Origin of the sequence: Paenibacillus sp. FSL H8-0261, assembly GCF_045040645.1 — a bacterium.
Lineage (GTDB): Bacteria > Bacillota > Bacilli > Paenibacillales > Paenibacillaceae > Paenibacillus_AQ.
In genome coordinates, this window is sequence record NZ_CP150297.1 from 2,373,076 (window position 1) to 2,399,286 (window position 26,211).

Annotated in this window: 23 protein-coding genes and 1 riboswitch; of the genes, 20 read left to right on the plus strand and 3 right to left on the minus strand. The window is 44.3% G+C overall.

Annotated elements, in window-relative coordinates; genetic code table 11:
• Nucleotide 1: 1 nt before the first annotated feature.
• Together MHI27_RS10195 and MHI27_RS10200 are read left to right on the plus strand one after the other, a co-directional pair.
• Entirely contained in the window at nucleotides 2-766 is a 765-nt protein-coding gene (locus tag MHI27_RS10195) for a pseudouridine synthase (protein WP_341127679.1), read from the plus strand.
• Between the two features lie 273 nt (nucleotides 767-1,039).
• Entirely contained in the window at nucleotides 1,040-1,840 is an 801-nt protein-coding gene (locus MHI27_RS10200) for a Cof-type HAD-IIB family hydrolase (protein ID WP_042186870.1), read from the plus strand.
• Between the two features lie 153 nt (nucleotides 1,841-1,993).
• On the opposite strand, the gene MHI27_RS10205 is transcribed toward MHI27_RS10200, so the two are convergent.
• Complete coding sequence (locus MHI27_RS10205) at nucleotides 1,994-3,607, minus strand: DUF4179 domain-containing protein (protein ID WP_341061994.1); 1,614 nt, start codon at nucleotides 3,605-3,607, stop codon at nucleotides 1,994-1,996.
• Entirely contained in the window at nucleotides 3,591-4,109 is a 519-nt protein-coding gene (locus MHI27_RS10210; RefSeq protein WP_076298534.1) for an RNA polymerase sigma factor, read from the minus strand. The genes MHI27_RS10205 and MHI27_RS10210 overlap by 17 nt, the downstream gene beginning before the upstream one ends.
• 204 nt (nucleotides 4,110-4,313) lie before the next feature.
• A riboswitch (cyclic di-GMP riboswitch) is annotated at nucleotides 4,314-4,405 on the plus strand.
• A 117-nt stretch (nucleotides 4,406-4,522) separates the two neighbouring features.
• Between MHI27_RS10210 and MHI27_RS10215 the strand changes: the two genes are divergently transcribed.
• Nucleotides 4,523-5,371, plus strand: coding sequence for a DUF6612 family protein (locus MHI27_RS10215; RefSeq protein WP_405176169.1), 849 nt, complete (start codon nucleotides 4,523-4,525; stop codon nucleotides 5,369-5,371).
• Nucleotides 5,372-5,452: 81 nt separating this feature from the next.
• On the opposite strand, the gene MHI27_RS10220 is transcribed toward MHI27_RS10215, so the two are convergent.
• Nucleotides 5,453-6,469 carry a CapA family protein gene (locus MHI27_RS10220; protein WP_405176170.1) on the minus strand — a complete coding sequence of 339 codons (1,017 nt, stop codon included), beginning with the start codon at nucleotides 6,467-6,469 and terminating at the stop codon, nucleotides 5,453-5,455.
• Between the two features lie 269 nt (nucleotides 6,470-6,738).
• Between MHI27_RS10220 and MHI27_RS10225 the strand changes: the two genes are divergently transcribed.
• The 17 genes from MHI27_RS10225 (at nucleotide 6,739) to MHI27_RS10305 (ending at nucleotide 26,207) form a co-directional block, all read left to right on the plus strand.
• Nucleotides 6,739-7,977: an FprA family A-type flavoprotein gene (locus MHI27_RS10225; protein ID WP_076298532.1), complete on the plus strand. Its 1,239-nt coding sequence runs from the start codon at nucleotides 6,739-6,741 to the stop codon at nucleotides 7,975-7,977.
• A 16-nt stretch (nucleotides 7,978-7,993) separates the two neighbouring features.
• Complete coding sequence (locus tag MHI27_RS10230) at nucleotides 7,994-9,208, plus strand: NAD(P)/FAD-dependent oxidoreductase (RefSeq protein WP_405176171.1); 1,215 nt, start codon at nucleotides 7,994-7,996, stop codon at nucleotides 9,206-9,208.
• A 28-nt stretch (nucleotides 9,209-9,236) separates the two neighbouring features.
• Nucleotides 9,237-9,419: a rubredoxin gene (gene rd, locus MHI27_RS10235; protein WP_060624357.1), complete on the plus strand. Its 183-nt coding sequence runs from the start codon at nucleotides 9,237-9,239 to the stop codon at nucleotides 9,417-9,419.
• Between the two features lie 46 nt (nucleotides 9,420-9,465).
• Nucleotides 9,466-10,176, plus strand: coding sequence for a Crp/Fnr family transcriptional regulator (locus MHI27_RS10240; RefSeq protein WP_405176172.1), 711 nt, complete (start codon nucleotides 9,466-9,468; stop codon nucleotides 10,174-10,176).
• Between the two features lie 223 nt (nucleotides 10,177-10,399).
• Entirely contained in the window at nucleotides 10,400-10,606 is a 207-nt protein-coding gene (locus MHI27_RS10245) for a 4-oxalocrotonate tautomerase family protein (RefSeq protein ID WP_405176173.1), read from the plus strand.
• Nucleotides 10,596-11,552, plus strand: coding sequence for an ABC transporter permease (locus MHI27_RS10250; protein ID WP_405176174.1), 957 nt, complete (start codon nucleotides 10,596-10,598; stop codon nucleotides 11,550-11,552). The genes MHI27_RS10245 and MHI27_RS10250 overlap by 11 nt, the downstream gene beginning before the upstream one ends.
• Before the next feature lie 21 nt (nucleotides 11,553-11,573).
• A complete protein-coding gene (locus tag MHI27_RS10255; protein WP_143759319.1) occupies nucleotides 11,574-12,458 on the plus strand; it encodes a carbohydrate ABC transporter permease in 885 nt (294 codons plus the stop codon).
• A 64-nt stretch (nucleotides 12,459-12,522) separates the two neighbouring features.
• The gene (locus MHI27_RS10260; RefSeq protein ID WP_076283151.1) at nucleotides 12,523-13,554 is read left to right on the plus strand and encodes a response regulator; all 1,032 of its coding nucleotides are present in this window, start codon (nucleotides 12,523-12,525) and stop codon (nucleotides 13,552-13,554) included.
• Nucleotides 13,554-15,350 carry a histidine kinase gene (locus MHI27_RS10265; RefSeq protein ID WP_076298529.1) on the plus strand — a complete coding sequence of 599 codons (1,797 nt, stop codon included), beginning with the start codon at nucleotides 13,554-13,556 and terminating at the stop codon, nucleotides 15,348-15,350. Before MHI27_RS10260 ends, MHI27_RS10265 begins: the two co-directional genes overlap by 1 nt.
• Before the next feature lie 47 nt (nucleotides 15,351-15,397).
• Nucleotides 15,398-16,159: an SDR family NAD(P)-dependent oxidoreductase gene (locus tag MHI27_RS10270; protein WP_076283149.1), complete on the plus strand. Its 762-nt coding sequence runs from the start codon at nucleotides 15,398-15,400 to the stop codon at nucleotides 16,157-16,159.
• Complete coding sequence (locus tag MHI27_RS10275) at nucleotides 16,156-18,234, plus strand: heparinase II/III family protein (RefSeq protein WP_405176175.1); 2,079 nt, start codon at nucleotides 16,156-16,158, stop codon at nucleotides 18,232-18,234. Before MHI27_RS10270 ends, MHI27_RS10275 begins: the two co-directional genes overlap by 4 nt.
• Nucleotides 18,235-18,236: 2 nt before the next feature.
• Entirely contained in the window at nucleotides 18,237-20,531 is a 2,295-nt protein-coding gene (locus MHI27_RS10280; RefSeq protein ID WP_405176176.1) for a DUF4962 domain-containing protein, read from the plus strand.
• A 57-nt stretch (nucleotides 20,532-20,588) separates the two neighbouring features.
• Nucleotides 20,589-22,145 (plus strand): extracellular solute-binding protein, encoded by a 1,557-nt coding sequence (locus MHI27_RS10285; protein ID WP_405176177.1) that lies wholly within the window; start codon nucleotides 20,589-20,591, stop codon nucleotides 22,143-22,145.
• A 230-nt stretch (nucleotides 22,146-22,375) separates the two neighbouring features.
• Nucleotides 22,376-23,551 carry a serine hydrolase domain-containing protein gene (locus MHI27_RS10290; RefSeq protein WP_405176178.1) on the plus strand — a complete coding sequence of 392 codons (1,176 nt, stop codon included), beginning with the start codon at nucleotides 22,376-22,378 and terminating at the stop codon, nucleotides 23,549-23,551.
• 49 nt (nucleotides 23,552-23,600) lie between these two features.
• Entirely contained in the window at nucleotides 23,601-24,422 is an 822-nt protein-coding gene (locus tag MHI27_RS10295; RefSeq protein WP_149643976.1) for an ABC-2 family transporter protein, read from the plus strand.
• Entirely contained in the window at nucleotides 24,419-25,201 is a 783-nt protein-coding gene (locus MHI27_RS10300) for an ABC-2 family transporter protein (RefSeq protein WP_339270278.1), read from the plus strand. The genes MHI27_RS10295 and MHI27_RS10300 overlap by 4 nt, the downstream gene beginning before the upstream one ends.
• 22 nt (nucleotides 25,202-25,223) lie before the next feature.
• A complete protein-coding gene (locus MHI27_RS10305; RefSeq protein WP_405176179.1) occupies nucleotides 25,224-26,207 on the plus strand; it encodes an ATP-binding cassette domain-containing protein in 984 nt (327 codons plus the stop codon).
• Nucleotides 26,208-26,211 lie beyond the last annotated feature (4 nt).

The window sequence follows — 26,211 nt, forward strand, 5'->3', positions numbered from 1 at the left end:
AATGAGCCAATCAGGTAAGCCCGCCAAAAAACAACGATTAGATAAAGTGTTGTCCCATATTGGAGTGGGGTCGCGCAGTGATATCCGTAAACAAGCTAAACAAGGCTTAATATTGGTGAACGGGACCGTGGTAAAAGATAGTGGGTTCCATGTGGATCCTTATGCCGATAAAATAGAGGTAGGGGGAGAGGGTGTTACCTACCGTGAATTCATATATCTTATGATGAACAAACCCCCGGGTGTCCTGTCAGCTACGGAGGACAAGTGGGATCGGACGGTTTTGGATCTTTTAAAGCACGAATATGCACAGTTTGAACCGTTTCCTGTAGGAAGGCTAGATAAGGATACTGTGGGACTGCTGCTGATCACTAATGATGGAAAGCTTGCCCATGAATTGCTGTCGCCACGTAAGCATGTCCCGAAAACGTACGAGGCAACCATCGAGGGCGATGTAGACGCGGATGATGTCGCGGCTTTTGCAGCAGGGGTGGAGCTGGAAGATGGCTACGTTACTTTACCTGCACACTTAACCATTCTTGGAAGAGAGCGCGGCAGCAAAGTGATTTCCCATATTTCACTTATCATCACTGAGGGGAAATTTCATCAGGTGAAGCGTATGTTTCAGGCGGTAGGCAAAAAAGTCACTTTTCTGAAACGTGTATCTATGGGAGAATTGAAGCTGGATGAAAGTCTGCCGCTTGGAGCTTGTCGGGAACTGACGTTAGAGGAACTGGCACTCTTAGGCGCAGATGGGTCAGAAGGATAGTAGAGAAAATGATATATAAATTGATATATATATATTGAATTTGGAAACTTGGGATAAGAGAAGGGAGAGACGGAGGGGAATTTTGGAACTGTAAGAGCGATAGCGACCGCCTTTGTTTCCGGATTTCATCCGCTTTTAAACGGTATAAATTAAGAAATCTGGAAACAACAGCGGCTGGAAGTCCAAACATTCACCATAGTTGCGACTGACACTTAACACAAAAAGCCTCAAGTTCAATTATATATAGAAAAAGAAAGACAAGGATGGTGGAGTATGAGATACAAACTGATTGCACTAGATGTGGACGGTACGCTATTAAATGATGATCACCACTTAAGCTCTGAGAATAAGGAAGCTATTGCTGAGGTTACACGTCTTGGCGGTCAAATCGTATTGTGTACGGGACGCAGTCCACAGAACTCGATTCCTTTCATGGAGGAAATGGGGCTGACTGGTTACGTGCTTGGTCACAATGGAGCAGCGACGGTACGAGTGGAAGATCGAGAAGTGCTGCACCAATATGGTATGGATGCACGTGGTCTTGACCCCTATATTGACTATTGCCGTAAGCACAATATTCATTATGATGTGAATACTGCTTTTGATATGTATGTTGATAATGTAGAGAATCTGACTAAAGAAGCTAATTATATGTATGAGCACTTCCGTATTGTGCCAGCGACGCTGCCCGCATGGGAAGATTTCCGTGAACCGGTTGTTAAGTTTACTGTATTTACACAGCCAGAAATCCTTGACGAAGCTGAACGTGAATGGCGTACTTGGGCTCCTGAGTACAATATTTTGCGGAGTGGTGAATTTTTCGTTGATTTGATGCATCCCGAATCTTCTAAGGGAAACGCATTAAGAAATCTCGCTGTGAAGTTGGGAATTCCGCAAGAAGAAGTCCTCTCAATCGGTAATTATTTTAATGATATTTCTATGCTTACCTATGCGGGGATGGGCGTGGCGATGGATAATTCTCCTGTAGAGGTAAAAGCGGCAGCGAATGCTGTTACGGGTTCGAACAATGAGCATGGTGTGCGTGATGCGCTGGTTAAATATTGTTTATCCTAATAATGGAAAGCATAAGGCGGACTTGAGTCCGTTCTATGCTTTTTTTGTTATGAAGGAAATAAAAGAGATACATAACAGAATTGATTCTATCCAAAAAATAACCCGCCCTTAGGATTAACTAAAAAGGGCGGGACAATAGATTAACTTCCTGTATTAAAGTTTAATTTCCTCGTTCCGGCTAGGAGCGCTATATTTATAGATACCAGGGTTCAGTTCGATTTTTTCGTCGAAAGGAATATCTTTGTAGCTATCAATATTAGTTCCTGTAGATATCATGCCCTTAGGTGTAATTTCAGGCACCACTTCTTTGCCATTAATCCGTAACGTAGTTTGGTTAACGCTTTTGAAGTGAGGAGATTTGGATGATGATTCAACAATCAAATTTTCGCCTTCAGTATAGTACGTGAATTCAATGTCTAATCCATCGACATCAAGTGAAGTGAACTGTTTTTCTTCTTTAGGTTTGTTTATTGTGATCCAATTCTTACTGGTATCACGTTTCTCAATGACAGCATCCTTTAATATAAGTTTCATTGGAACATCGGACCAGTTGTTATACCATTCCGGAGATTCAAATTGAAATAAATGCTGGTAGCTTTCGGAATGATCTCCTTTCAAATTCCAACCCCCAGTGATTGTTTTATCACCTATAACCAACTGAGCGGTATTATAGTGGACAATTCCTTTTTTAAGCGAATCATTTTCATCTATTAGAATTTGGATATCCAAAGGGGTAACCACTAGCTGATCTAAGGTTATACCGGTCTTTTCTTGAAATTCAGGACTGTTATACAGTTTCTTAGTGTAAATCGCCTCACTTGCTTTTTGTCCATCTGCTTTAAAATCGAACTTCCATGTACCTGAAATACGTTTCGCTTCTTCAATGTAACTAAAATGAAGACTAGCTTCCTTCCAATCTGATTCAGTTATATTGAAAACCTGTTCAATAAATAAATCCGATCCTTCGTTAGGCATGATGGTTGGAATTGCCTCATTCTCTTGACCTGCAGTACTAACTACCAAATGTGGATTACCCCGTCCTAAGTCAGATGGTGATGCAGCGACTTTGTAACGGATAATGGTTTGATTGGAAACATGTCGAACGGATTCGATTTGAATGCTTGGATATTGCTTAACTCCAGTATCGATTGTATCCCCTGCTTGATGATTAGATTGTAAGGGAATATTCTGATTACGGTAAAAAATGAGATTCCGTGCTTCAAACTTGTAGTCCTTTTTATCATCCTTTAATGTATCAGGTGTCTCATATACTCCAATGAGTTTCTGGCTTTCAGGATCGTATTCTAAATAACCGTATACCTTTGCCTTGGCACCGGATTCACTAGTCATGGTGTTTTCCTCTGTAGCAAATCCAGTATATTGGGATAGATCAGATTTAGTATCAAGTGATAACAGCATTTTCATTTTTTCTCCGTCAGTTACAACACCGTTCAAATTCATTGTTACTCCTGAACTGGAAGCTTGAAGATTATACTGTTGACCGATGCCGTTATTTAATGCATTGCTCACACTTCGCCCACCAATTTTATCCCAATTAATCGTCATACTAGCGAATACAGGAATGGCGACAAGTAAGAGGCAAGAGAAGACGATGCTGATAGGAACAACCTTTTTATTAGGCCTAGGAGTATTCTGGGAGGCATTCAGATTTCTTTGACGTTTATATGCTTCTTGTTCAATGGTAGTCCACATCAAATCATAATCCGGTCGGGGAATATGTCTATCTTTTTCAATATACAGATTCATTACTACTCAGCTCCTTTAGTTGAGTTCCACCCATTCTATTTAGTATTTTAAGTCCCTTGTTCAGTCTGGATTTTACAGTTCCTTCGGGTATGCTCATAACTTTAGAGATCTCGGGTACAGTCAATTCGTTTATAAAACGAAGGACTACTACCATTCTGATTTTGTCGGGAAGCTGACTGTATAACCCTTGTAATTCTTTTTTAGTTTCCTGTCGATCCAACCGTTTTTCTACAGGGTTTGATTCCTCAGACCTGGATAGTAAATAATTACGTACTTCTTTCATCCACCCCGTCTTACGCCTTTTAATCACACTGTGGCACTCATTCGAAGCAATTCGTAAAATCCAAGATTTCAAGTTTCTTACCTTAGACTTATCCGCTAAGATAACCTTTACAAATACCTCTTGGCAAATATCCTCTGCATCTGCCTGATTTTTCATTAAGTAGTAACAAAAATAATATACTTGTTCTTTATAGAGCTCGAAAATTTCTCGGTCACACATTTTGCTGCACCCCCTGTCTTTGCTGTTCTCATTAATAAGACTTATAAGCGTATGTAATCGTTCATTTTTCATTTTGAGTGAAGTATTTCTTCTGAGCATCATAGCGAATTTGAATGGAAGATAAGTCGTTTACAGGTAATTATAACCATGATAAAATTAGCGGTGGGACATGCGTCCGTAAGCTAATTAAAACTAATTGAATGTCCGCGTTAAAGGTAAAATCATCGAAAGATGATGACACAAAGCCATGGGTCTAAAGCCTTTCTACAGAAGGAAATGATCGCCAGGCCGCCATAGGGATGTCTTATGAAGCATAAAGGATAGCTCTAAGAATATGTAGTCTATTTTGAGCTCTTTTATTATTTCGATCTATACGGCGTTACATTATCGCAAGGGGCTGAAAGGGGAAGTACATGAAAAGTTTTTTCAAAACAATAGGCACTAGTTTGGCAGTAGGTGCTTTATTGCTGTCCGGAACGATCGGATGGATGTCTAATCCTGAAGTCGTGTCTGCAGCTACCACAACAGCAGTAACCGCGGATCAAATGATTAGCAAAGTAACGGCGGCCTCTAAAGCAATAAAGAATTTTCACTTAGATGTGATCAAAAAACAGGATATTCAGAGCGGTGGGGTACGTATCAGCAACACTAACACACTGAAGCTGGATATTAATCGACTGCCGAATTTTGCTGCAGCTGGCACCGTTGATAGTAGTCTTTTAGAAACATCGTACAGTCTATATGCCAATGACAAGGAGTTTTACTATCTTGTAGACGGAAGTGAACTGATCGATGAATCTGAAGATGAAGGTTACGACGATGACGGCGAGCCAATCGATCCCGATGCACAGTATTGGATTGCACTGGAGAAGATGGAGTGGGATTCTTTTTACTCCAAAGGTCAATACGATCCTGTTTCCATGCTTGATTCGGTTAAAAATTATAAAAAATCTATGAAAGTCAGCACTGCTGGCGCACAGACTGTCCTGCAGTTCACGGTAACTGATCCGACAGCAGCTAAGGGAATAATCAAACTCTATGACCAGGAGAACCTCTGGGATGGAGAGACTGTTCAACCTAAAAGCGTAACTTGGAAATTATTCGTCAATACTAAGACCTGGCAAACGGAAAAGCTGACAGTCGATCTGAGTTATGTACTGACAAGTGACGGAGAAAAAGATACATACAACACGAAAATCGAAGCTAAATATTCCAAGAATAACAAAGGTACAACCATTGTAAAACCGGCCGAACTAGAATAATAAGGTCGATTTCATATTGAGCAAAAAGCGCTGTTCTACAGAACAGCGCTTTTTGCTGTATTCTCTATTTTAATAACGTTTCTATTCCTTCTTTAAGATTGTTGTCGTATGTTTCAACATTCGATTCATGAGATTTCGCCGCTCTGTTTTTATGTCGGTGGCGCTTCTCTTTAATGCGTCGCGGATGGGGATGATCTCTGTAATTTTCCTGCCGCTTTTTATTCTTCGATCTACACAAGTCGGGATGTAACCTACGTTAGTTATACTCGTGTTTCCTTTTTCATCCTTCTTTATTTTAAGCGTAAGTATGATACCGCTTTGTGTATAAGGAATATTCATTAATTTAGTAGAAACAAAATTCCCCAATGAGTAAATAACGAATTGTTTTTTTCCCCGAAGCGCTAACGGTTGAAGAACATGTGGGTGAGACCCCAGTATGATGTCGGCGCCATTTTTAAAGAAGAGATTGACCAGCTCTTTTTGCCTCTTGTTTGGAGTGTAACGATATTCGCTTCCGAAATGCAGATAAAGCAAGACTAGATCGACTTTCTTTTTTAAATCTCGAATCTCCCGAATGATCTTGGGCGTAGATATCCGATTAACCAGCCATGGCTTACTCACTGGTACAGGAATTCGGTTAGTTCCTGCTGTGTAGGAGAGGATGCCAATCGTAATTCCTTTGACGTTTTTAATAAGCGTTCTCTTGGATTCTTCTAATGATTTAGCTGTTCCCGTGTGGTCGATTCCATTACGGTCCAGAACTCGTAACGTCCGAACCAGACCCGGGGCACCATAATCCATGCAATGATTGTTGGCCGTTACTAATACGTCGAATCCGGCTTCCTTAAGTGCAGGGGCCAGTTCGTCTGGACATTTGAATATCGGACCGCCTGATCGTGGGCTTTTCCGGCATTCGGGGCCACTTCCAGCAAAGGTGGTTTCGAGATTGCCAATCGTCAAATCAGCCTGTTTCAGATAAGGAGCTACTTTTGCAAACAGGGGGCTGAACGAATAGGTTCCATCAGGCTGTTTAGCATCCGAAATAATATAACGTTTGACCATTAGATCTCCCACAGCAGCTATTTGTATTTCAGTCATGGATATCCACCTTTTTATTATTTTCATTAGGATATGGCATAAAGTTGTTATGGGTTATTCTTTCTTTAAGGCGAAGTGCAAACATTTGTGTGGCTTTTTATTTAAAATGTGACCCAACGCATAATCACTTTATTTAGATCGTCTAAATTAAAGGTATTCATTTTTTTCAAACTTTCATAATTTGATTCAAATCCTCTTTTTTGTTTGGCAGCCATAATAAAATATGGTTGTTGATAAACATTATCAATCAAACATTGGAGGTTATAGAAATGAGTACACAATTCAAGAAAATCGCCGAGGATATTTACTGGATAGGCAAAATTGATAACCGTCATGTTCCTTTTCATCGCCTGATTCTAGAAAAAGGAACTACCTATAATTCCTACTTATTAAAAACAGGTAAGCCGACTGTCATTGATACCGTAGATATGGAATTCGGACGTGAATATGCCGAGTGCCTGGGTGAAATGATTGATCTTCTAGATATTCATTACATTGTCATTAACCATACAGAGCCTGATCACTCTGGTGGACTGGCAGCTCTCGCTGCCAAGGCTGCAAACGCCACGATCGTATGCACCGAGATTGCTGTTCCAGAATTGCAGGAAATGTACAAGCTTCATAGCCGGAACTTCCTGGTGGTGAAAGATGGAGACAAGCTGGATATTGGTGGGAAAACGCTGCTGTTTAAAGAAACACCGTATCTCCATACCGCAGAAACGATGATCACCTATTGTATCGAAGATCAAATCTTATTTCCTTGTGATATTTTCAGCACGCATGTTGCGGTGGAGAATCTATTCAGCGATGAAGCCGGGTTTGATATTACGGAAGATTTCCAGGGCTATTACGCAGCAATTATTCATCCTCACAGAAGATATGTAAGAACACTGTTAGAGGCTGTTAAGGATCTTGAGATCCGGATGATCGCTCCTTCCCATGGGTTTGTGATTCGGAAGGACATACGTAAATATATCGGGATGTACGCCACGTTGAGCCGTGAAACGACGCAAGGAAAAAAGGCAACGATCGTATATACCACCATCAAGAACAGTACTAAGAAGATGGCCAAAATCTTACAGGATTGCTTGCAGGAAAATAATATAGAGACAGAGGTCTGGGATGCAGATAAAAGTAGTGCCACCGATATTCTGAACAGTATAACGTCAGCTGACGCGGTCTTTATTGGCAGCTCCACTAAATACGCGGACATGATTGGGAACCTGGAGAACATTCTGAAAGAATTGCACAATATGAATCTGGAAGGTAAACTTGCTGCAGCCTTTGGCTCCTACGGCTGGAGTGGTGAAGCCATTGAAGTCATTCAGGATTATCTGAATGGAACAAATATGACGGTGCAAAGCACATCTGAGGTTATTAAATCCACGGGGATGACACATGTAGAGTTCCCTGTACGAATCAGATTTTCCCCGAAAGAGCCTGAGAAAGTTCAAAAAATTAAAAACGCGGCTGAATTTGTTTCGGATTTGCTGCTGAGTTCATTTTAGGGAGGAGGAACATAGGATGACAAAACATTACGTTATAGTTGGCGGCGGAGTAGCCGCCGTCCATGCCGCCAAAGCCATCCGTGATCAAGACGCAGAATCGGAAATTTCGATCCTCGGGGAGGAAAGTCAACTGCCCTATAACCGGATTAAGCTGACCAAAGGGCTGTTTACCGACCTGCACAGTGAGAAGGTGCTGATTAAAAAGGAAAAATGGTACCGCGATAATCGTATATCCGTAAAAACCTCGACCCGAATCAGTTCTGTCCACCCGGACCGGCAAATTGTTGTGACAGAAGATGGGCAGCGTGTATCTTATCATAAGCTCCTATTGTGCATGGGAGCGAAGAATCGTACACTCTCCCTTGAGGGCTTCGGCCTGAACAATGTGCATACCCTCCGGGATATGAACGACGCGGATCGATTGAAAGATAACCTGCAGGCTGGCAGTCATGTAGCTGTAATCGGTGGGGGAGTGCAGGGAATCGAAACCGCTTGGGCGCTGTATGAAGCCGGGTATCAGGTGACAGTGATCGAAGCTTCTCACCGGTTGATGGGCAGACAGCTTGATGAGAAATCCTCACAGCTCCTTAAAGAGAACCTTGAACAAGCAGGTGTGAAGGTTATTCTTCAAGCAGATGTGGCGTCTATTACAGGATCAGAGTTTGTTACCGGAATTACGCTGGATGACCAATCTCATTTTTCCTGTGACCATGTAGTCTACTCCATTGGTATTGTACCAAATACGGAACTGCTAAATGGCTCGAGTATTCAAGTCCGGCAGGGCATTATCGTAAATGAACAAATGCAAACAAATGATCCGCATGTGTACGCTGCCGGAGATGTTGCTGAAATTAACGGGCATGTGGAAGGACTGTGGGGCGGAGCGATGGAGCAGGGCCGGATTGCCGGTAGTAATATGGTCGCCAATCTGACTGCGTATCGTAGAGCTGTTCCGGTTACATTGTTTAACGCTTTTGGAGTCTCTTTATTTTCGATAGGCAACGTTGATGAGCGGTATTGCTATACGGTGGTGAACGGAGAAGAAAATGGGGCGTATACGCGTATCTTTGTGAAAGATAACACAATAATCGGTGCGATATCCTGGCAAGGTGCAGCTGCTTCTCTGGCGTATAAAACCGCTGTGGAGCAAGGCATCCCCCTTACGGGGATTGATGTTAACGGGAGTAGCATCGTGGAAATTATGGCTGAAGTACAATCCAGATTGAACTAAACTACTAACTTTATAGGAGATGACAATGATGAAAAAATATATCTGTCTACCATGTGGCTATATCTATGATCCGGCAGTAGGCGATCCTGATGAGGATGTTGTTGCAGGCACTGCATTTGAAGACTTGCCTGAAGATTGGGTTTGTCCTGTATGTGGTGAAGATACAAGCCATTTTGCGCCGGTTGAAGAGAAAAAAACTTCTGCATCTTAAAGGGAAGTAAGGTTTATAAAAAAAATGAACAACAGGGGGGACAGTTATGAAGGAGTATTCTTGCCAATACGCTGCTGAACCTTGTACCCGCAAGGTGCCGATTTTTGCTGCGTTAAGCGATGACGATCTCTCCCGGATCAGTGCCATGATCAAACATCGAAAGTTCACCAAAGGTCAAGCGTTAATTCTGGAAGGAGCACCGTCGGATACGCTGTACATTATTCAGCGAGGCCATGTTAAATTATCCAAAATTACTCCCGAGGGCAAGGAACAAATTTTGCACATCTTGACGAACGGGGATTTTTTCGGGGAACTGAGCATTTTTAACAGCGATGAGCTGAGCAACTTCAGTGCTTATGCTCTAAAAGATACTAACATTTGCATGCTGACTCGAACAGATATGGAGCAGCTGATGACGGAAAATCCGGATATTTCGCTCAGGCTACTGAAGAGTGTGACCAAAAGACTAGCCCATACAGAAAATTTGGCGCAGAGCTTGGCGACCAAAGATCCAGAAATACGAATTGCTTATATGATCATGGAACTCGGTGACAAATATGGCAAACAACGTGGTGCTCATATTCATATTGACCTTCCGTTGTCTCGTGAAGAACTGGCCAGTTATGTTGGGGTCACCCGCGAAACCATCAGCAGAAAATTCTCAAGGTTTGAAGATTCAGGCCTTATTGAACTAATTGGAAACAAGCAAATGCTCATTATAGATCCAGCGGGTTTGGAAAGTTATATGGGGTATTAAAATAGTAATTAAAAATCTAAAATGATAAAGCGGCATTTCTACCATAGATTACGGTAGAGATGCTGCTTTTTTTAGGGGCTCGCTTGAATTCCAGCTCGACTATTACTGGATATACCCTAAAGAAAACACAAGCTTACTCATAGAAAATCCATATTGCAAGCGCTTTATTGCAGGTAGAATGAGGTTAGATTCAATCACTATTCGAGGAAATGGAGGAAAGCTGATGCCACATATTGAGATTAGGATGTACGAAGGCCGAACGAGTGAGCAGAAGGAGGAGATCGTTACTGTATTCACGCGGGAGTTATCCCGAATTATTGAACGGGAGGAACAGTTTATTACCGTCGAATTTCAAGAAATTCCCTTAGATGAGAATGCTCCAGCGAACCTGCTGAAAAAAGGACCTATAGGAAACGGTTATGAAGGCTAAGTTAACCGGGATTGACCTTATTAACTACAAAGCCGACACTAGAAGGTCCCTGCTATCAAACATGTGGAAATTCAGAGCGCTTTATGTGATCGCGATCCCCGGGATTTTGTACTTTATCATTTTCAAGTACTTGCCGTTGGCCGGGTCAGTGATTGCGTTTCAGAACTACAACATTTTTAAAGGCTTTACAGGCAGTGAATGGGTGGGGCTTGAGCACTTTAAGACCATGTTTCAATACCAAGATTTTGGAAGAATCTTAAGCAATACGATCCTGCTAGGCTTGTATGATCTCTTATTTGCCTTTCCGGCTCCGATATTGCTTGCGCTCCTGTTAAATGAACTACGGCTTGTGTTTTATAAACGTTTTTTGCAAACAGTGGTTTATATGCCCCATTTCTTATCCTGGGTAATTGTGAGCGGCATCGCCTTGGGCATCCTCTCCCCTGGAACGGGGATTGTGAATCAAGTTTTACAAACCTTCGGCTTTGAACCGATTTATTTTCTTGGTGAAAATTCATACATCCGCACGATTTTGATCAGTTCCGGTATTTGGCGAGATTCCGGGTACGGTACGATTATTTATCTGGCCGCGTTGGCAGGAATAAACCCAGATCTTTATGAGGCTGCTGAAGTAGACGGAGCCGGACGCTGGAAACAAACCTTAGCCATTACGCTGCCGTCTCTGATACCGACAATTATGATTTTGTTCCTTCTCCATATCGGGAGATTTCTTGATCTTGGCTTCGAGCGGGTATGGGTATTCCTGAACGCGCTTAATACTGGGAACGGGGAGATTCTGGACACTTATATCTATAAGGCGGGGCTGCTGTCTCAGCAATACAGTTATACAACAGCAGTGGGGCTATTCAAGTCGGTAGTTGGACTCATTCTGGTGCTCATCGGCAACATTTTGAGCAAAAAAACAACCGGTGAATCGCTGTATTAATCGCTCTTTATGGAGGTAGGGATGATGAGAGTACGCTATACTCGCGGCCAGAATCTATTTAATGTGTTCAATCTATTGTTTCTAACCGCTCTCGCTTTGGCTATGTTTCTGCCGTTTCTGAATGTGATTGCCCAGTCCTTTAGCAGCTCTGAAGCAATTATTAATGGCAGGGTAGGCTTGCTGCCAAAGGACTTTACGGCGATCAATTATCAGTACGTTTTCAGCGATCATTCCATTTGGCGGGCGTTCGGTGTCTCCGTCTATATTACGGTGCTGGGCACCGCTATCAATCTGATTGCGACAGCGTCTCTCGCTTATCCGGTGTCACGGCCGGAATTCGTAGGACGCAAATATATTGTCATGATGGTATTGTTCACTATGGTATTCAGTGCCCCTCTTATTCCAAACTTTATCCTGATCAAAAATTTGGGTCTTATGAACTCCCTTTGGGCACTTATGATTCCGGGCGCCATCAGCGCTTTTAACTTTTTCGTGATGAGAAGTTTCTTCATGCAGCTACCTCAGGAGCTGATAGATTCCTCCAGAATCGATGGGTGTGGTGAGCTGCGGATCATTGTCAATATGGTACTGCCATTATCCAAACCGGTAATGGCCTCATTGGGGATTTTCTACGCCGTAGGGCACTGGAATACGTACATGAGCGCTCTGTATTATATCAACAAGCCTTCTTTATGGCCTCTGCAGGTGATGTTGAAGAAGCTCTTCGAGACGGACGATATCAGCATTGATCCGGCTTCCTCAGTTTATAGTTCTTTGGCCCACACCTCACCTGAGGGCATTAAAATGGCTGTTATCATTGTCGCTACTATTCCGATTATCATGATTTATCCGTTTCTTCAACGCCATTTTGTTAAAGGAATGATGGTCGGATCCGTCAAATCCTGATCTAATATAGTGTGGTAGAATAGGAACGCGTTAAGCGAGACGAATCGGAAGGTGGTATCCATGGATGAGATGTGTATTAATCGTAGACGACGAGCCCATGATTCGAAAGGGACTGTCTATCATGATCCAGCAATGCAGCGAGCATCCGTATAATATCAAACTTGCTCAGAATGGCGAAGAGGCAATTCAGCTCATTATGGAGGAACAGCCGGATTTTCTTTTTACAGATATCCGCATGCCCAAAGTCGACGGACTGGAGTTATGCCGGCGGTTGTCGGAGATGGAAACGGATATTCAAACCGTTGTTATCTCAGGTTACGGTGATTTTGAATACGCCCGCCAATGTGTGTCTTATGGAGTGAAAGAATATCTCCTGAAGCCCGTGAGCAAAGTGAACCTTCAAAATGTGATCGCCAAACTGGAAGCGTATAGAAAGAAGCTGGAGAGTTTTGTTTCTGTCGCTAAGATTGATGAATGGGTCATGCGTATGGATGATGCCATCTGGACCTTGGATAAAGAGAGGTTGTACCTTGTACTTCAGGAATGGGAAACTGACTTCCTCCAGCGCAAGATGAGCCGAAGTCAGCAAAAAGAGCTTTTGGAAGAGGGCTACGCCTTGCTCGTGAAGAAGCTCCTTGTCAATTCGGTCATACCCGGTAAAAGCGTGTTAGACTTGTCCGCAGCAGCTGGACCTGAACAGTTATTCCACTGCTTCGCAGAAGCGTCAGCAACTATATTGGAAGAACTCCGTAGAAAGCGCAAGGGCAAAGCGAAGGATCCGATAGAGGAAGCTAAAGCATTCATCGAAAAGCATCTCGCTCAGGAAGTATCGCTCGAGGAGGTGGCGGAAGTACTTGGTCTAAATGCCTCTTACTTCAGCCAGATGTTTAAACACTCGACGGGAGAGACCTTTGTACATTACCGCATCAAACGTAGGATGGAGAAGGCCAAAAGGTTGCTTGCCGATGCAAGCTTTCGGATAACCGATATTTCCTATGAGGTCGGGTATGCAGACCATCCCCATTTTACGAAGACATTTAAGAAGTTTACCGGGCTGGCTCCTTCTGAGTATCGCAACCAGCTGGGGATAGATTGATGAGAAAAAGTCTGTCGAACAAGTTGTTTGCCTCCTTTTTGACCGTTATTCTTCTTTCCTTGTCCATGGTTGGATTTATCTCCTATTTTCAGGCTTCGGCTGAGCTGGATAAATCTTCAGAGAAGTCCATTGCCCAAGTCATCCGAAGCGCGTCCTATCAAACGGATTTGTATTTGCAAAATTATGAAAAGGCTAGCGACTCCATCCTGTCTTACAATCAAGTCAAAGAGTTCCTGGATATGGACCCGGAGAATAGCTACTCCTACTATCAATATACGAATGATATTCAGAAGTATTTGTTTCGGTCTTTGTTTATTCTGTATCCCCAGATTAATCTGATATACGTTATCGGTGAACATGGCAAGGCCATTAGCGATGATAACTCAAATCAAGCGCATAGCCTGAAGTTTCATCCGCAGGAACGTTACCGCTTCTTAAGCGAGCATACGCCGGAGAGCGGCCGCATCACCATTCTCAACACGAATGTGATGAATGAAGGGGATAAGAACATTATTACGATGGTCCGCCGGATCAGAGGACTCGCTTCCTATCGCCCGAAAGGTATAGTTGCCATTGAATTTAAGGCAGAGGATCTGGCCCGCATATGGGAGCCTCTTGATCTGGGACAGGGCGGGTCCTATTTTATCATGGACGAATTCGGCAAGCTCCTATATCGGGCAGAAGGAAACAAAAACTATTCTGAGTTATCTGCTGAGCACATTCAGAACGTATTTCAACACCCAAATGATTCTATCGTGGAAAAGGTAGACGGGAAAGAGTATTTGTTCGTGTCGAGAAAATCCGATTATTCCAATTGGCAGCTTGTAGTATCCATACCGGTTGGCGAGCTGCGCAAGCCTATTTCTACCATTCGAACGACCACACTGGTGGTGGGAGCTCTTACGCTTGTTGGCACACTATTGCTTGCCATCTGGTTCGGACGATCCATCACGAAGCCGATCCTGATTCTTAAGGAAGGGATGAGGGAGACGGAAAAAGGCAGGTGGCGCAGGCTTGAGATGAACGGCCGTCAGGATGAGTTGGGGGGATTGATGCGCAGCTACAATCTCATGGTGACCCGGTTGTCTGAAATGATTGAGCGGGTATACGAAGCGGAGCTTACCACCCAGAAGGAGGCTCTGGAGCGTCATCAGGCTGAATTCCAAGCACTCCAGCTGCAGATTAATCCACACTATCTATATAACACTTTAGAGACTATTAAATGCTACGCGGTCGTTCAGGATTCGGATGAAATTACAGAAATAGTGGAAGCTATGGCATTTATGCTGCGCTACTCTATCCAAACCAACCTTGAGGAGATCAGGATTGCCAATGAGCTTAATCATGTTCTGAGCTACATGACGATTCTCAAACACCGGATCGGCAGGGAGTTCGAAATCGACGTTGTGATTCCACCGACGCTGCTACTGGCTAAGATGGTCAGGTTGACACTTCAGCCCTTGATCGAAAATATTTTTCAGCATGCGTTTCCTGAGGGAATTGAAGACAGGCATTATATTCGAATTGACGCCAGAATTGAGGGAGATCGGTTTCTAGTTTTCATAGAGGATAACGGAGCAGGGATGTCCCATGAGCGGCTTGTTAAACTTCGTGAGAAGCTGAATCTGAATCAGCTGGCGGATACGGAAGGAGACTCCCTCTATCATACCGGTGGGATCGGGCTCATGAATGTGCACCGGAGAATTCAAATGGTGTTCGGTGAACAATACGGATTAAGCGTCGAAAGCGTGGAGAATGAAGGTACTCGGTTGATCTTATCCATGCCTGCGGAGTGAGAAAATAGATGTGTTCAGACAAGACTATTACTAGGAGGAAATTAGCAATGAAAATTGACTTAACGGGTAAAATTGCGCTTGTTACAGGGTCCAATGCAGGGATAGGCCGGCAAATCTTGCAGACCTTGGCTGCTTCCGGCGCAAAAGTGGTTGTAAACTATTTGCTTGGTTCTGCGGAGGAGACGGTCGAAGGAATCCGTCAGGCCGGAGGAGAAGCTTATGCTTTTCAGGCAGACGCAACAAGTCCAGCCCAACTGGACAATATGGTGAAGGAAATAGAGGAGCATTTTGGCGGAACCATCGATATCCTCGTCAACAATGCGGGCGGTATGATCAATCGGGTCCCCAATACTGAAATGAACGAAGAACATTACAATAAGGTAATGGACGTCAATTTTAAATCATGCGTGTTTGCCTGCAAAGCTGTAGCAGCGGGAATGATTGCCAAGAAAAGCGGAAAAATCATCAATGTATCTTCCCTCGCGGCTCATGACGGCGGCGGACCGGGGGCTTCCGTTTATGCAGCAGGTAAAGCTGCAGTATGGTCTTATACCAAGGGCCTTGCCAAAGAGCTGAGTCCTCACGGAATTAATGTAAACGCTATCTCGCCCGGATTTATCGGTCAGACCGCTTTCCATGCCACCTTTACCGCGGATGCGGCAAGACAGGCGACGATTGCGAAGATTCCGCTGGGCCGGGAAGGTGTCCCACAGGATGTGGGCAATGTGGCACTCTTCCTCGCTTCAGAGCTGTCGGATTATCTGACAGGCGAAATTATTGAAATTAATGGAGGCTTGTTCATGCGATGATGAACCTTAAGGAGAAAGCAGATACTTTTTCCTGGGTTGGTCTCGAGGTGGATAAATTGAAAATGGAGCTGGAACCCTTCTGGAAAGAAGAGATTCTGCTCCCGACAGAACCCGGTGGTTGGTGGCACCAATATGTGTGTCCCCAGCATCATACTGAGCTAATCTTCGATGCTATGGAGCGCAATGCGGTTGTCTTTGCTTGTCCGAAGGGCTGCAAGCTGGAAGGTGAACCCTACCGGGGAGCATGGTTGGTATACCGGCATCAGGCGATGGCACGATATGCACTGCATGCTGCCGCGGTATTCGCCGCAGACGGGGAAGACTTCTATAGCGGCTTAGCCCAGAAGATTCTTGTCGGATATGCAGAGCAGTTCCCCTTGTATCCGGTACATCCCGATGCTCAACCCTGGATGCTCAGTGGCCGTGCCTTTCATCAGGCGCTGACAGAGGCTATCTGGTCCACCACGCTTATTCGGGCCTATCTGCTGCTTGTGGATCATGGAGTAACGTTCACTGGGGAGGAAGAGGTAAAGCTGCAAGTGTTCTTCTCGATGCTGGAGGAGAGTATGGAGCAATACCGCCACATCCTCATTTACGAGAAGAAGAATGCAGAGAACAATTATACCGCATGGCTGAACGCTAGCCTGGCTTGTGTATATGCCGCCAAAGGTACCAGAGAAAAGCTTGCTTCTTTGCTGGAGGGAGAAGGCGGATTTTATCATCATCTGTCCATTGGCGTGAAGCCAGATGGTTTTGAATTTGAAGGCAGCACGTACTACCATATTTTTGTATTGCGGGCTTATCTCATAGCAGCCGAGATGTACGGGCGCTTCGGGGTTGACCTCTATGCTGCCAAAGGAGATCAGGGACAATCCATCCGTGGCATGTTTCAGTTGCTGGTAGAGCTTAGCGGCGATAACGGGGAGCTTCCAGCCGTGCATGATGGTCCTTATGCGCGCGTTCCTTTCGCCCGAGAAATTGCTGAAGTATTTGAAATAGGTATTGCGGTTTACAAAGACCCGAGTCTCCAGCCAATACTGGCGAATGCTTATAGGTATCTATATGGACAGGAATTAAGGACTGGTCTGGAGGCAGTGTTGTATGGAGCAGGTGAGAGTAAGGAACTTCAGACCAGTTACAGAGTGAGAGACTCTGTCCTACTGCCGGATTCCGGATTCGCCGTGCTCCGCCACCCGGGCAATCCGTTGTCCGTTCTGGCGGATTTCGGAGAGCATGGCGGATCACATGGGCATTTCGACAAGCTTCATATTACGATTATGCACCGATGGGGGGAGGTTGCTCCCGAGCTGGGTATGGTTCCTTATGGATCTGTTTTGCGCAAGGAATGGTATTCCGAAACCGCGAGCCATAACACGGTCACCATCGGAGGCTGCTCCCAAGCTCCACATACCGGAAGCTGCTGTCAATTCCGCCAGGAAGGCAACGCTACGTACTTATGGATTCGCTCAGACGGCGCCTATGAAGGAGCTGTTCTAGACCGGCATCTTGTTTTGGCCGACGGTTGGCTGCTGGATTGGTTTCATGTTGAGCAGGTGACGGAGCGGAGTCAGGAAGTAGACTTATGGTTTCATCCGACGGGACATTTGCTGTTACCGTTCGACCCTCACCGTGTCCAGAAGGATTCTCCGACAGTCCTTGGACTGGAAGCGGGTTATGGCTCAGTAGAAGTACTGTCCGCAATGAAAAATGAGACGGAATGTACGTTAAATACGGAGTGGAATATCCGTTATGATGGAGTGAGCACCGGCCGGGAGTATGAACTATCCACGAGTACTCTACTGGCGCCCAGCTCCACTATGTATGAAATCCGCACACCGGGTAATGCCGAAGATCCGAGTAGATTGCTAAGAGGCATTATGCTTCGGCACAAAGGTCCGTCGGTTGAATTTATTACGGTTTATCGGGACGGTCACGAACCTGCTGTACTGAAGCTAGTGAGTCAGGTGGGCGAACCGCCCCGAATCCAGATAGCAACAACTGGGCAAGTAGTGGTCTATTGCCTTGACCCTAAAGAGGGACTGATTCTGGAAGAGTCCCGGAATACGGAGGAGTAGAGATGTTAGAACCTTTATTTCAACCTACCAGCGGCGTACTCGACCTGTCATATGGGCCAGATGAAAATACAGATGTTGGAGAGAATCCTCCACGGTTTACTTGGATGCCTGCATGTCTGGAAGAGAGTATGTATGAGCTGCAGATCTCCTCAAACACTGGATTTGAGTCTGAAGGTACGTTGACCTACAGTAGAATTCCCTATAATTTGTTTACCCCGGATAAGCCGTTGGCGCCCGGCTCGTATTATTGGCGATACAGTCTTATCGGGGAGAATGATATCAGATCCGAGTGGAGTAAAGTAAGAGCTTTTGTGGTGGAGGATGAATTGCCGCTAACGCCACTGCCTTCCCGAACAGAACGATATTCAACTGCTTCCGCCAACCATCCGCGGCTTTGGCTTCAAGCGGAGCAACTTCCGTCTTACCGGGAAGTTGTCCGCCAAGACTCCATTTCAACTGGCTGGGATGACTTCCTGAAGCATTCCGTTCTACCCTGGACAGAGCGCGATCTTATTCCAGAACCTGCACCGTATCCAGATAATAAGCGTGTCGCCAAACTATGGCGGCAGATGTATATGGACTGCCAGGAAGTTTTCTATGCTGTCCGGCATCTTGCTATAGCTGGAGTTGTGTTGGAAGACGAGTCGCTTATCGCCAAAGCTAAAGAGTGGCTGCTTCATGCTGCTAGCTGGAACACGGATGGTACCACCAGCCGGGATTACAATGATGAATGCTCCTTTCGCATAGCCGGAGCGTTGGCATGGGGCTATGATTGGCTTCACGGCTCTCTTACGGAAGAAGAACGCCTTAAGGTAAGGCAGGCGCTACTGCGAAGAACCGGGCAGATCGCATTCCATGTCATCGAACGTTCCCGAATCCATCAAGTTCCTTATGACAGCCATGCGATCCGCTCTTTATCCTCTGTACTCGTCCCCTGTTGTATTTCCATGTTGGGTGAGGAGGAGAAGGCGCAGGAATGGCTTGATTATACGCTGGAGTACTTCTCCGCCATGTATACCCCATGGGGTGGCAAAGACGGCGGGTGGGCGGAAGGTCCGATGTATTGGACCACTCAGATGGCGTTCGTTACGGAGGCGCTCAATTTAATTCGCAAATACATGGCAATCAATTTCTATGACCGTCCTTTCTTTCGCAAAACCGGTGATTTTCCGCTCTATTGCTTCAGTCCTGATACCGTGAGGGCCAGCTTCGGCGATCAATCGTCGCTGGGAGATCCGGTCAATCTCAAGACGGGCTTCAATATCCGCCAATTTGCCGGTTTAACCGGAAATAGGCAGTACCAGTGGTATTTTGAGCAAACTAAGGAACTGAACCCTGATACCCAGATGATCTTCTATAACTACGGCTGGTGGGATTTCCGGTTCGATGAGATGGTTTATCGCACGGATTATCCGCAGATTTCTTCAGAGCCACCGGTGGCTGCAGAACCTCTGAAGTGGTTTCAGGATGTGGGATGGGTGGCTATGCATCATCGGATGGAGGATCCGCAGGAACATATCATGCTGTTGACCAAGAGCAGCCGTTACGGCTCTGTGAGCCATAGCCATGGGGATCAAAACGCCTTCCTGCTGCATGCCTTCGGCGAGCCCTTGGCTATTGAAAGCGGTTATTACGTTGCATTCAACAGTACGATGCATATGCAGTGGCGCAGGCAGACCCACTCCAAGAACGCAATTCTTATTGACGGCAAAGGCCAATATGCTGGCACGGACAAGTCGAAGAACATGGCAGCCTACGGCAAGGTGTTGAAGGCGTACAGTACGCCCGGAATCAACTACACGCAAATGGATGCCACCGAAGCCTACCGCGAGAATGTACCCTATATCAAGCGGTATGTGCGGGAAATATTCTTCTTTGATAGCGCTTACTTTGTTATCACAGATAGTGTCGAGCTGGAACGTCCGGGAAAATTGGATTGGCTATTTCATACGCTGTATCCCATGAAGTTGAAGGATCAATCCTTTAAAGTAAATGGTAAAAAAGCTCAAATGGAAGGCAGATTTGTCTATAGTTCCTCGGGAGAAATGGCACTTAGTCAAAACAATCAATTTACCGATGTAGATCCGAAAGAATGGGAAGGGCTGCCCGAGCATTGGCATTTGACTGCATCTACTCAAGAGGCTATGAGTCATCGGATCATCACTCTTCTGATTCCACAAAAATCAGGAAGCCGGGATTACGTATCGTACTTTATGGACGATCAGGACCATGGGGTTCATGTCTACTTTACGAATCAGGGAATTACCCACCGGGTTGAGATCCCAAAAGCTTATTAGTCTTAACATATCTTCATTTTACGTATACACCCCATTGTACAAGGAGAGGGTTATATTATGAAAAAATGGATCGGCATCTGTCTGGCTACCGTAATGGGTGCTACCGTTATTGCAGGTTGCTCGAACAAGGACAAAGAAGAGACTGCCGGAGGCGCGTCAAATACGCCGCAGAAAACTGAATTCTCGATCTCGATGCGGACGCTGGCTTTTAACTACGTTGAGAAATCACCCGACTTGAATAAGGATAAATGGGTGAAAAAGCTGGAGGAGATGACAAACACAGACTTGGATATTGTGTTGGTTCCTCATAAAGAGTTCGAGCAGAAAATGGTGCAGATGTTCGCCACTAATGATATTCCGGATGTCGTTCAAGGCTCGGGCGGCGTAAATGGTAAGGAAATGGCTGGTTCCGTTGAAGCTGGTGTGTTCATGCCCTTGGATGACCTGCTGCAGCAAAACGGCCAGAACCTTTTGAAAGTAATCCCGAAGGAAGCTTGGGAGAACGTCACCTATCAAGGGAAAATTTACGCAATACCGGAGTTTCTGTCCAATCCATCCCGCCGTGCGACTTGGATTCGTAAGGATCTGCTGGATCAAACCGGCTTGCAGATTCCAAAAACGGTTGATGAGTACTTGAATGTGTTACGTGCCTTCAAAAAGCTGGGGATAGAGAACCCTTATATGGGCCGTCAAGATTTCAAATATGCTGATGCGTTCTTTGGCGCTTATGATGTTTTTCCGTACCTGACTATGTTCGAGGAAGTAAATGGCCAGATTCAGCCGAAGTTTATGGATAGCGAAAATATGATGAAGGCGTTACAAACCTACAACACCATGTATACAGAGGGTTTGATCAACAAAGAATTCGCTACTATCAACCCGACCAACTACAAGAATGCGATCCTCTCAGGCAAAGCCGGTATGTGGACGATGAATGCAAACGAACTTCTACAATGGGAGCAGCAATTGAAGGCTTCAACGCCATCCGCCAAGCTGGAGATTATTGCTTCGCCAGTTGGACCTGACGGAAAAGGGGGTTCCTATTTGTACGGCTCCGCTACGCGCACCTACTTTATCAAAGAGGGGACGAAGAATGCTGCGGATATTGTGAAATTTTTTGACTGGATGCTGAGTGAAGAGGCAGAAACCTTCTTTACCTTTGGGATCAAGGATGAAACCTATAAGGAAGAGAACGGCAAAATCGTATACACTTCTCCTACGGATTCCGTTGCTGTAGATGAGGAGCGTTACCGTCAGTCTTTCCTCTGGTTGGTGCAGGATACTACGTATAACAAGGGTGCCCTTAATACGACAGAAGAAGGCAGAAGCTTGATCAATGTATATGATACTATTCTGGCTAATGAAGGCCGTGATGGAATTCAATTCGACCCGCGGCTTGATGCCTTGGTGAAGAATCCAGACATTGCACCTAACTCGGACACTGCTCCTCCGGTGCTGCTGACGCATATGGTAAAGATGGTATATGGGAAGGAGCCTATCAGCGACTGGCCGAAGGTTGTAGAAGAGTGGCTTTCCAAAGGCGGCAACGATGTCATCAAAGAAGCTACAGAAAAGTATAATAACAAAGTAGGCGTTACCATGCCACGCAGATAAATTTACCTTCCTGAGGAGCTGACGGTTAAACCGGGCTCCTCTTAAGGTTATAGAAGACGCAAACCATACATATTGAAGTGAGATCAGTATAGAATAGTTAAATATAAAGTTGACCTTCCAGTTCGTTAGATTTTGTTGTAACAATAGTACTGAAAAGGTATTATTAATAAGCAATATATTACATTTTTGAGAATTGACATGGCTTTTCATAGAATACTAGAGGAGTGTGAATGATGTTATCAACTACAGAGCTTAGCAAGCTGCACGAAGCGAATTATAGGGAGGACCGTTTAGAGGCACTTAATCATTTTTATGAGGATCTCTGTAATAAGAAAGTAGCAGATGGCTATATTTATTCTCTTAGTCGTTATGGAAAAATATTTGCTAATGGAGCGGGGGGACGCTTCAGTTACGAAGAAGATAGCGACCAAGAATTAAAAACGGATACAATTTTTCGAATCGCTTCTATTACCAAGCTGTTTACGGCAACAGCGATCTGGCAGCTGGCAGATGATGGCAAAATTTTTATGGGACAACCAGTTAGTTCTATTCTTCCGGAGTTTGATGCCGATCCTTTTAAGCCGATTACAATTGCTCATTTACTGACTCATACCTCCGGCATCGCACCTGATCATGGCACTATAAGTGATACCTACTATAAAAGTGCATGGTGGTATATTTATGAATCAGAGCTTGGAAAAGAAAACTGGATTAAAGCTGGACTTTCCTATGGCATTCGTTTTCCGGTAGGGACTCAATGGATGTATTCATCGTTCGGATACGTGGTTCTTGGTGCAATTATTGAGAAAATAACAGGTGTTTTTGCAGAAGATTACATAATGGACAACATTGTAAAACCGTTAGGCATGACAGATACTTTCTTTGATATACCGCCTGAGAAAGCTGGTAGGATCGCTATTCGTTCGGAAGAAGCCAAGGAATATCTTCAGAAGCTGCAAAACGGGGAAATTACGGATGAAGAACAAAGGTCTGAGGAAGAAATCAAGACTCCCGGAACGGGTGGGGGACTGTATTCAACCGTTAATGATCTACAAAAGTTCGGAATCATGCTGCTTAACCATGGGGAATACGAAGGTGGTCATATCTTAAGTCGGATGGCTGTTCAGAGAATGACCAAGCGGTTCAATTCTGAAAAACTTCCAAACTACGCATGGGGAGATGGAGGAGCGGATAGACCATACGGTCTTGGGCCAGACCTTCGATATAATGAAAGTACATCTTATTCTGAAGGCACTTTTTTTCACGAAGGATGGGGGTCTTGTTCTTTGGTCGTTGATCCGGTAGAAAAGCTGATTGCCGTTTGGTATATCCCTTTTCATAAAAATATATGGGACGGTAGAGGGATTTTCGGTACAAACAATGTGATCTGGTCCGGACTCGAATAAGAATAAGATTATATGTTGTGAGATATCAAAGATAGGCAGGATGTGACTTATGTTTGAGAAGATAAAGCACCGCTTTCGCGTTATGAGAGCGGTTGCTTTTGTTACTTATAAGGAATGGAGTGCGTACAGAACGCATTCGATGGTTTCTATTTTTGTAGGCCCGGTATATTTTTTAGTGCAGTATTATATATGGAGCGCTGTTTATAGCGGAGAATCCTCTATTAACGGGATGTCGCTCTCTCAGATGCTCTCTTATTTTTGCGCTACGATGTTGATCAACTACTTGACCATGGATTTTGCCGATTGGAACTTGCAAATGCTCATTCGCACCGGGAAATTCATTACGTTCTCTTTAAGACCAATGAATCATATGTTCTATGCATTGTCTCAGAAGGCAGGGCATAGGGTACTTGGGCTTCTATTTGAATTTATACCCTGCTTTATGATCTTCTTCTTTATTTTTCATATTGATGTTTTACCCGCAAATTTACTATACGCAATGCTATCGATAGCTATGGCGTTCATGATGAATTTTTTCATCCACTATAGTATTGGAATGGTGGCCTTTTGGATGGTGCAATCCTCCAGTATTCGTAACTTTTTTAGTCTTTGTGAGGGGATATTCTCAGGATCACTGATTCCATTAGTCTTTTTTCCAAAGTCCTTACAGATGGCTTCCTTTTTCTTACCGTTTCAATATACGACCTTTCTGCCTGCAATGGTCTATACAGGTAGCTATACTTTAGCTGATATAACCTTACCTATTCCCCAAGTTTTGTTGTTACAGCTTGTAGCCGTTATTATTGCCGGAATAGTCTGCCGGGTGTTGTATGCGGTATCGCTTAAGCATTTTACGGGGGTGGGCGCATGAAACGTATGTATCTAATATACAAAACTTGTATGAAGGCGAATATTGCTTCTGCGATCACCTATCGCGTTAATTTTATTCTTAATAGCCTTATCATGCTCATAGGGAATGTATTGTTTCCCCTAGTAACGGTGTTCATCTATAATTCGAATGCTTCATTTGAAGGATGGACCTTTAAAGAGGCACTATTAATTCAATCCGTTTTCATTTTGTCTACGGCTTGTGCCGGGATTTTTTTTAACGGAATCATGTGGAATACGATGTCCCATGTAGTGGAAGGAACGCTGGAAGTGGTATTAATTAAACCAACCTCGAGCCTTTTTCTGCTGTTGGCCAGATCTTTTGAGTTCGAAAGTATCGGGCTTTTAGGTGGAGGAGTAGTCATGTTCGTTTACGCACTTAGCGGAATCGATGGGATGACCTTCAGCTCTTGGTTATTGTTCCTGTTATTGTTTGGAGCAGGGCTGCTTGTCATGTTTGGCGTGGCGCTCATTGTTGCAGCGATTTCCTTCAAATGGGTGGCGAATTCCCGCTTGCCGGAGATGTTTGAGAGCATTAAGTCTTTTGGACGCTATCCAGGGACGATTTTCCCTAAAGCAGTCGTAGCCGTGAGTTCTTTTCTTTTTCCGGTTTCCATGATTGCTTACTTTCCTGCATCTACACTGCTTGGACGATGGGAAGCTTATTTTTTTATAGCGATTATCCCTTGTGTGTTATTTGCGGCCTTCGGAATTTGGCTCTATACGTACATGCTTCGTAGTTACAAAAGTGCCGGAGGATGAATTTGTATGAAGGAGAATTACATTGGACATTATTACCGTCAAGAATTTAACTAAGCAATATGAAACGTATCACCGTGGACAAGATGCAAAAAGCGTATTTAAAAGTCTGTTTCACCGTGAAAAATCGATTATCACCTCTGTAGAAGATCTTTCGTTCAGTGTTGGAAAAGGAGAGATCATTGGCATTCTGGGGCCAAACGGTGCAGGTAAATCTACGACTATTAAAATGCTGACAGGCGTTCTCTATCCTACATCAGGAGAAATAAATGTTCTAGGATACAACCCTCATAAGCAGAAAAATCAATATGTAAAACAAATCGGAGTACTGTTCGGACAGAAATCGCAGTTAATATGGGACATTCCTCCTTTGGATAGCTTTTATATGAATAAGGAAATTTATGATATTCCTACGAATGACTTTCGTACAAGACTAGATCGATTTGTAAGTATGTTTGAGATTGGTGATATTATCACTAAGCCTACGCGCACCCTTTCACTGGGAGAACGAATGAAATGCGAGTTTATTATGGCAATGCTTCATTCTCCGCCAGTGGTTTTTTTGGATGAGCCGACGATCGGGCTGGATGTTATAGCTAAACAAAGAATCAGAGAATTCATTAAGCAAATGAATCAGGAAGGCACCACATTTATTCTAACGACACATGACTTGGAAGATGTGGAGCGTTTGGTGCAAAGAGTACTAATTATTCATCAAGGTAAAAAAGTATATGACGATAAGTTCTCCGAACTTCGACTTCATCTAGGCGCTAAAAAAGTGGTCAGGCTTTCTGCAGCTACAACGATTGGAGTTATTGACCTGCCTGGGACTCTGATATCGGAAAGAATATCGGATTACGAAGTGGAATTAGAGATCGATACCGAGCAGTGTAAAATGGGTGAGTTTCTTCATATTCTTAGCGAAAAGGTAGAGATTCTTGATATATCCATTAAGGAGATCCAAATTGAAAAGATCATCAGCTCCATTTATGAGATGGATATGGGATAACATT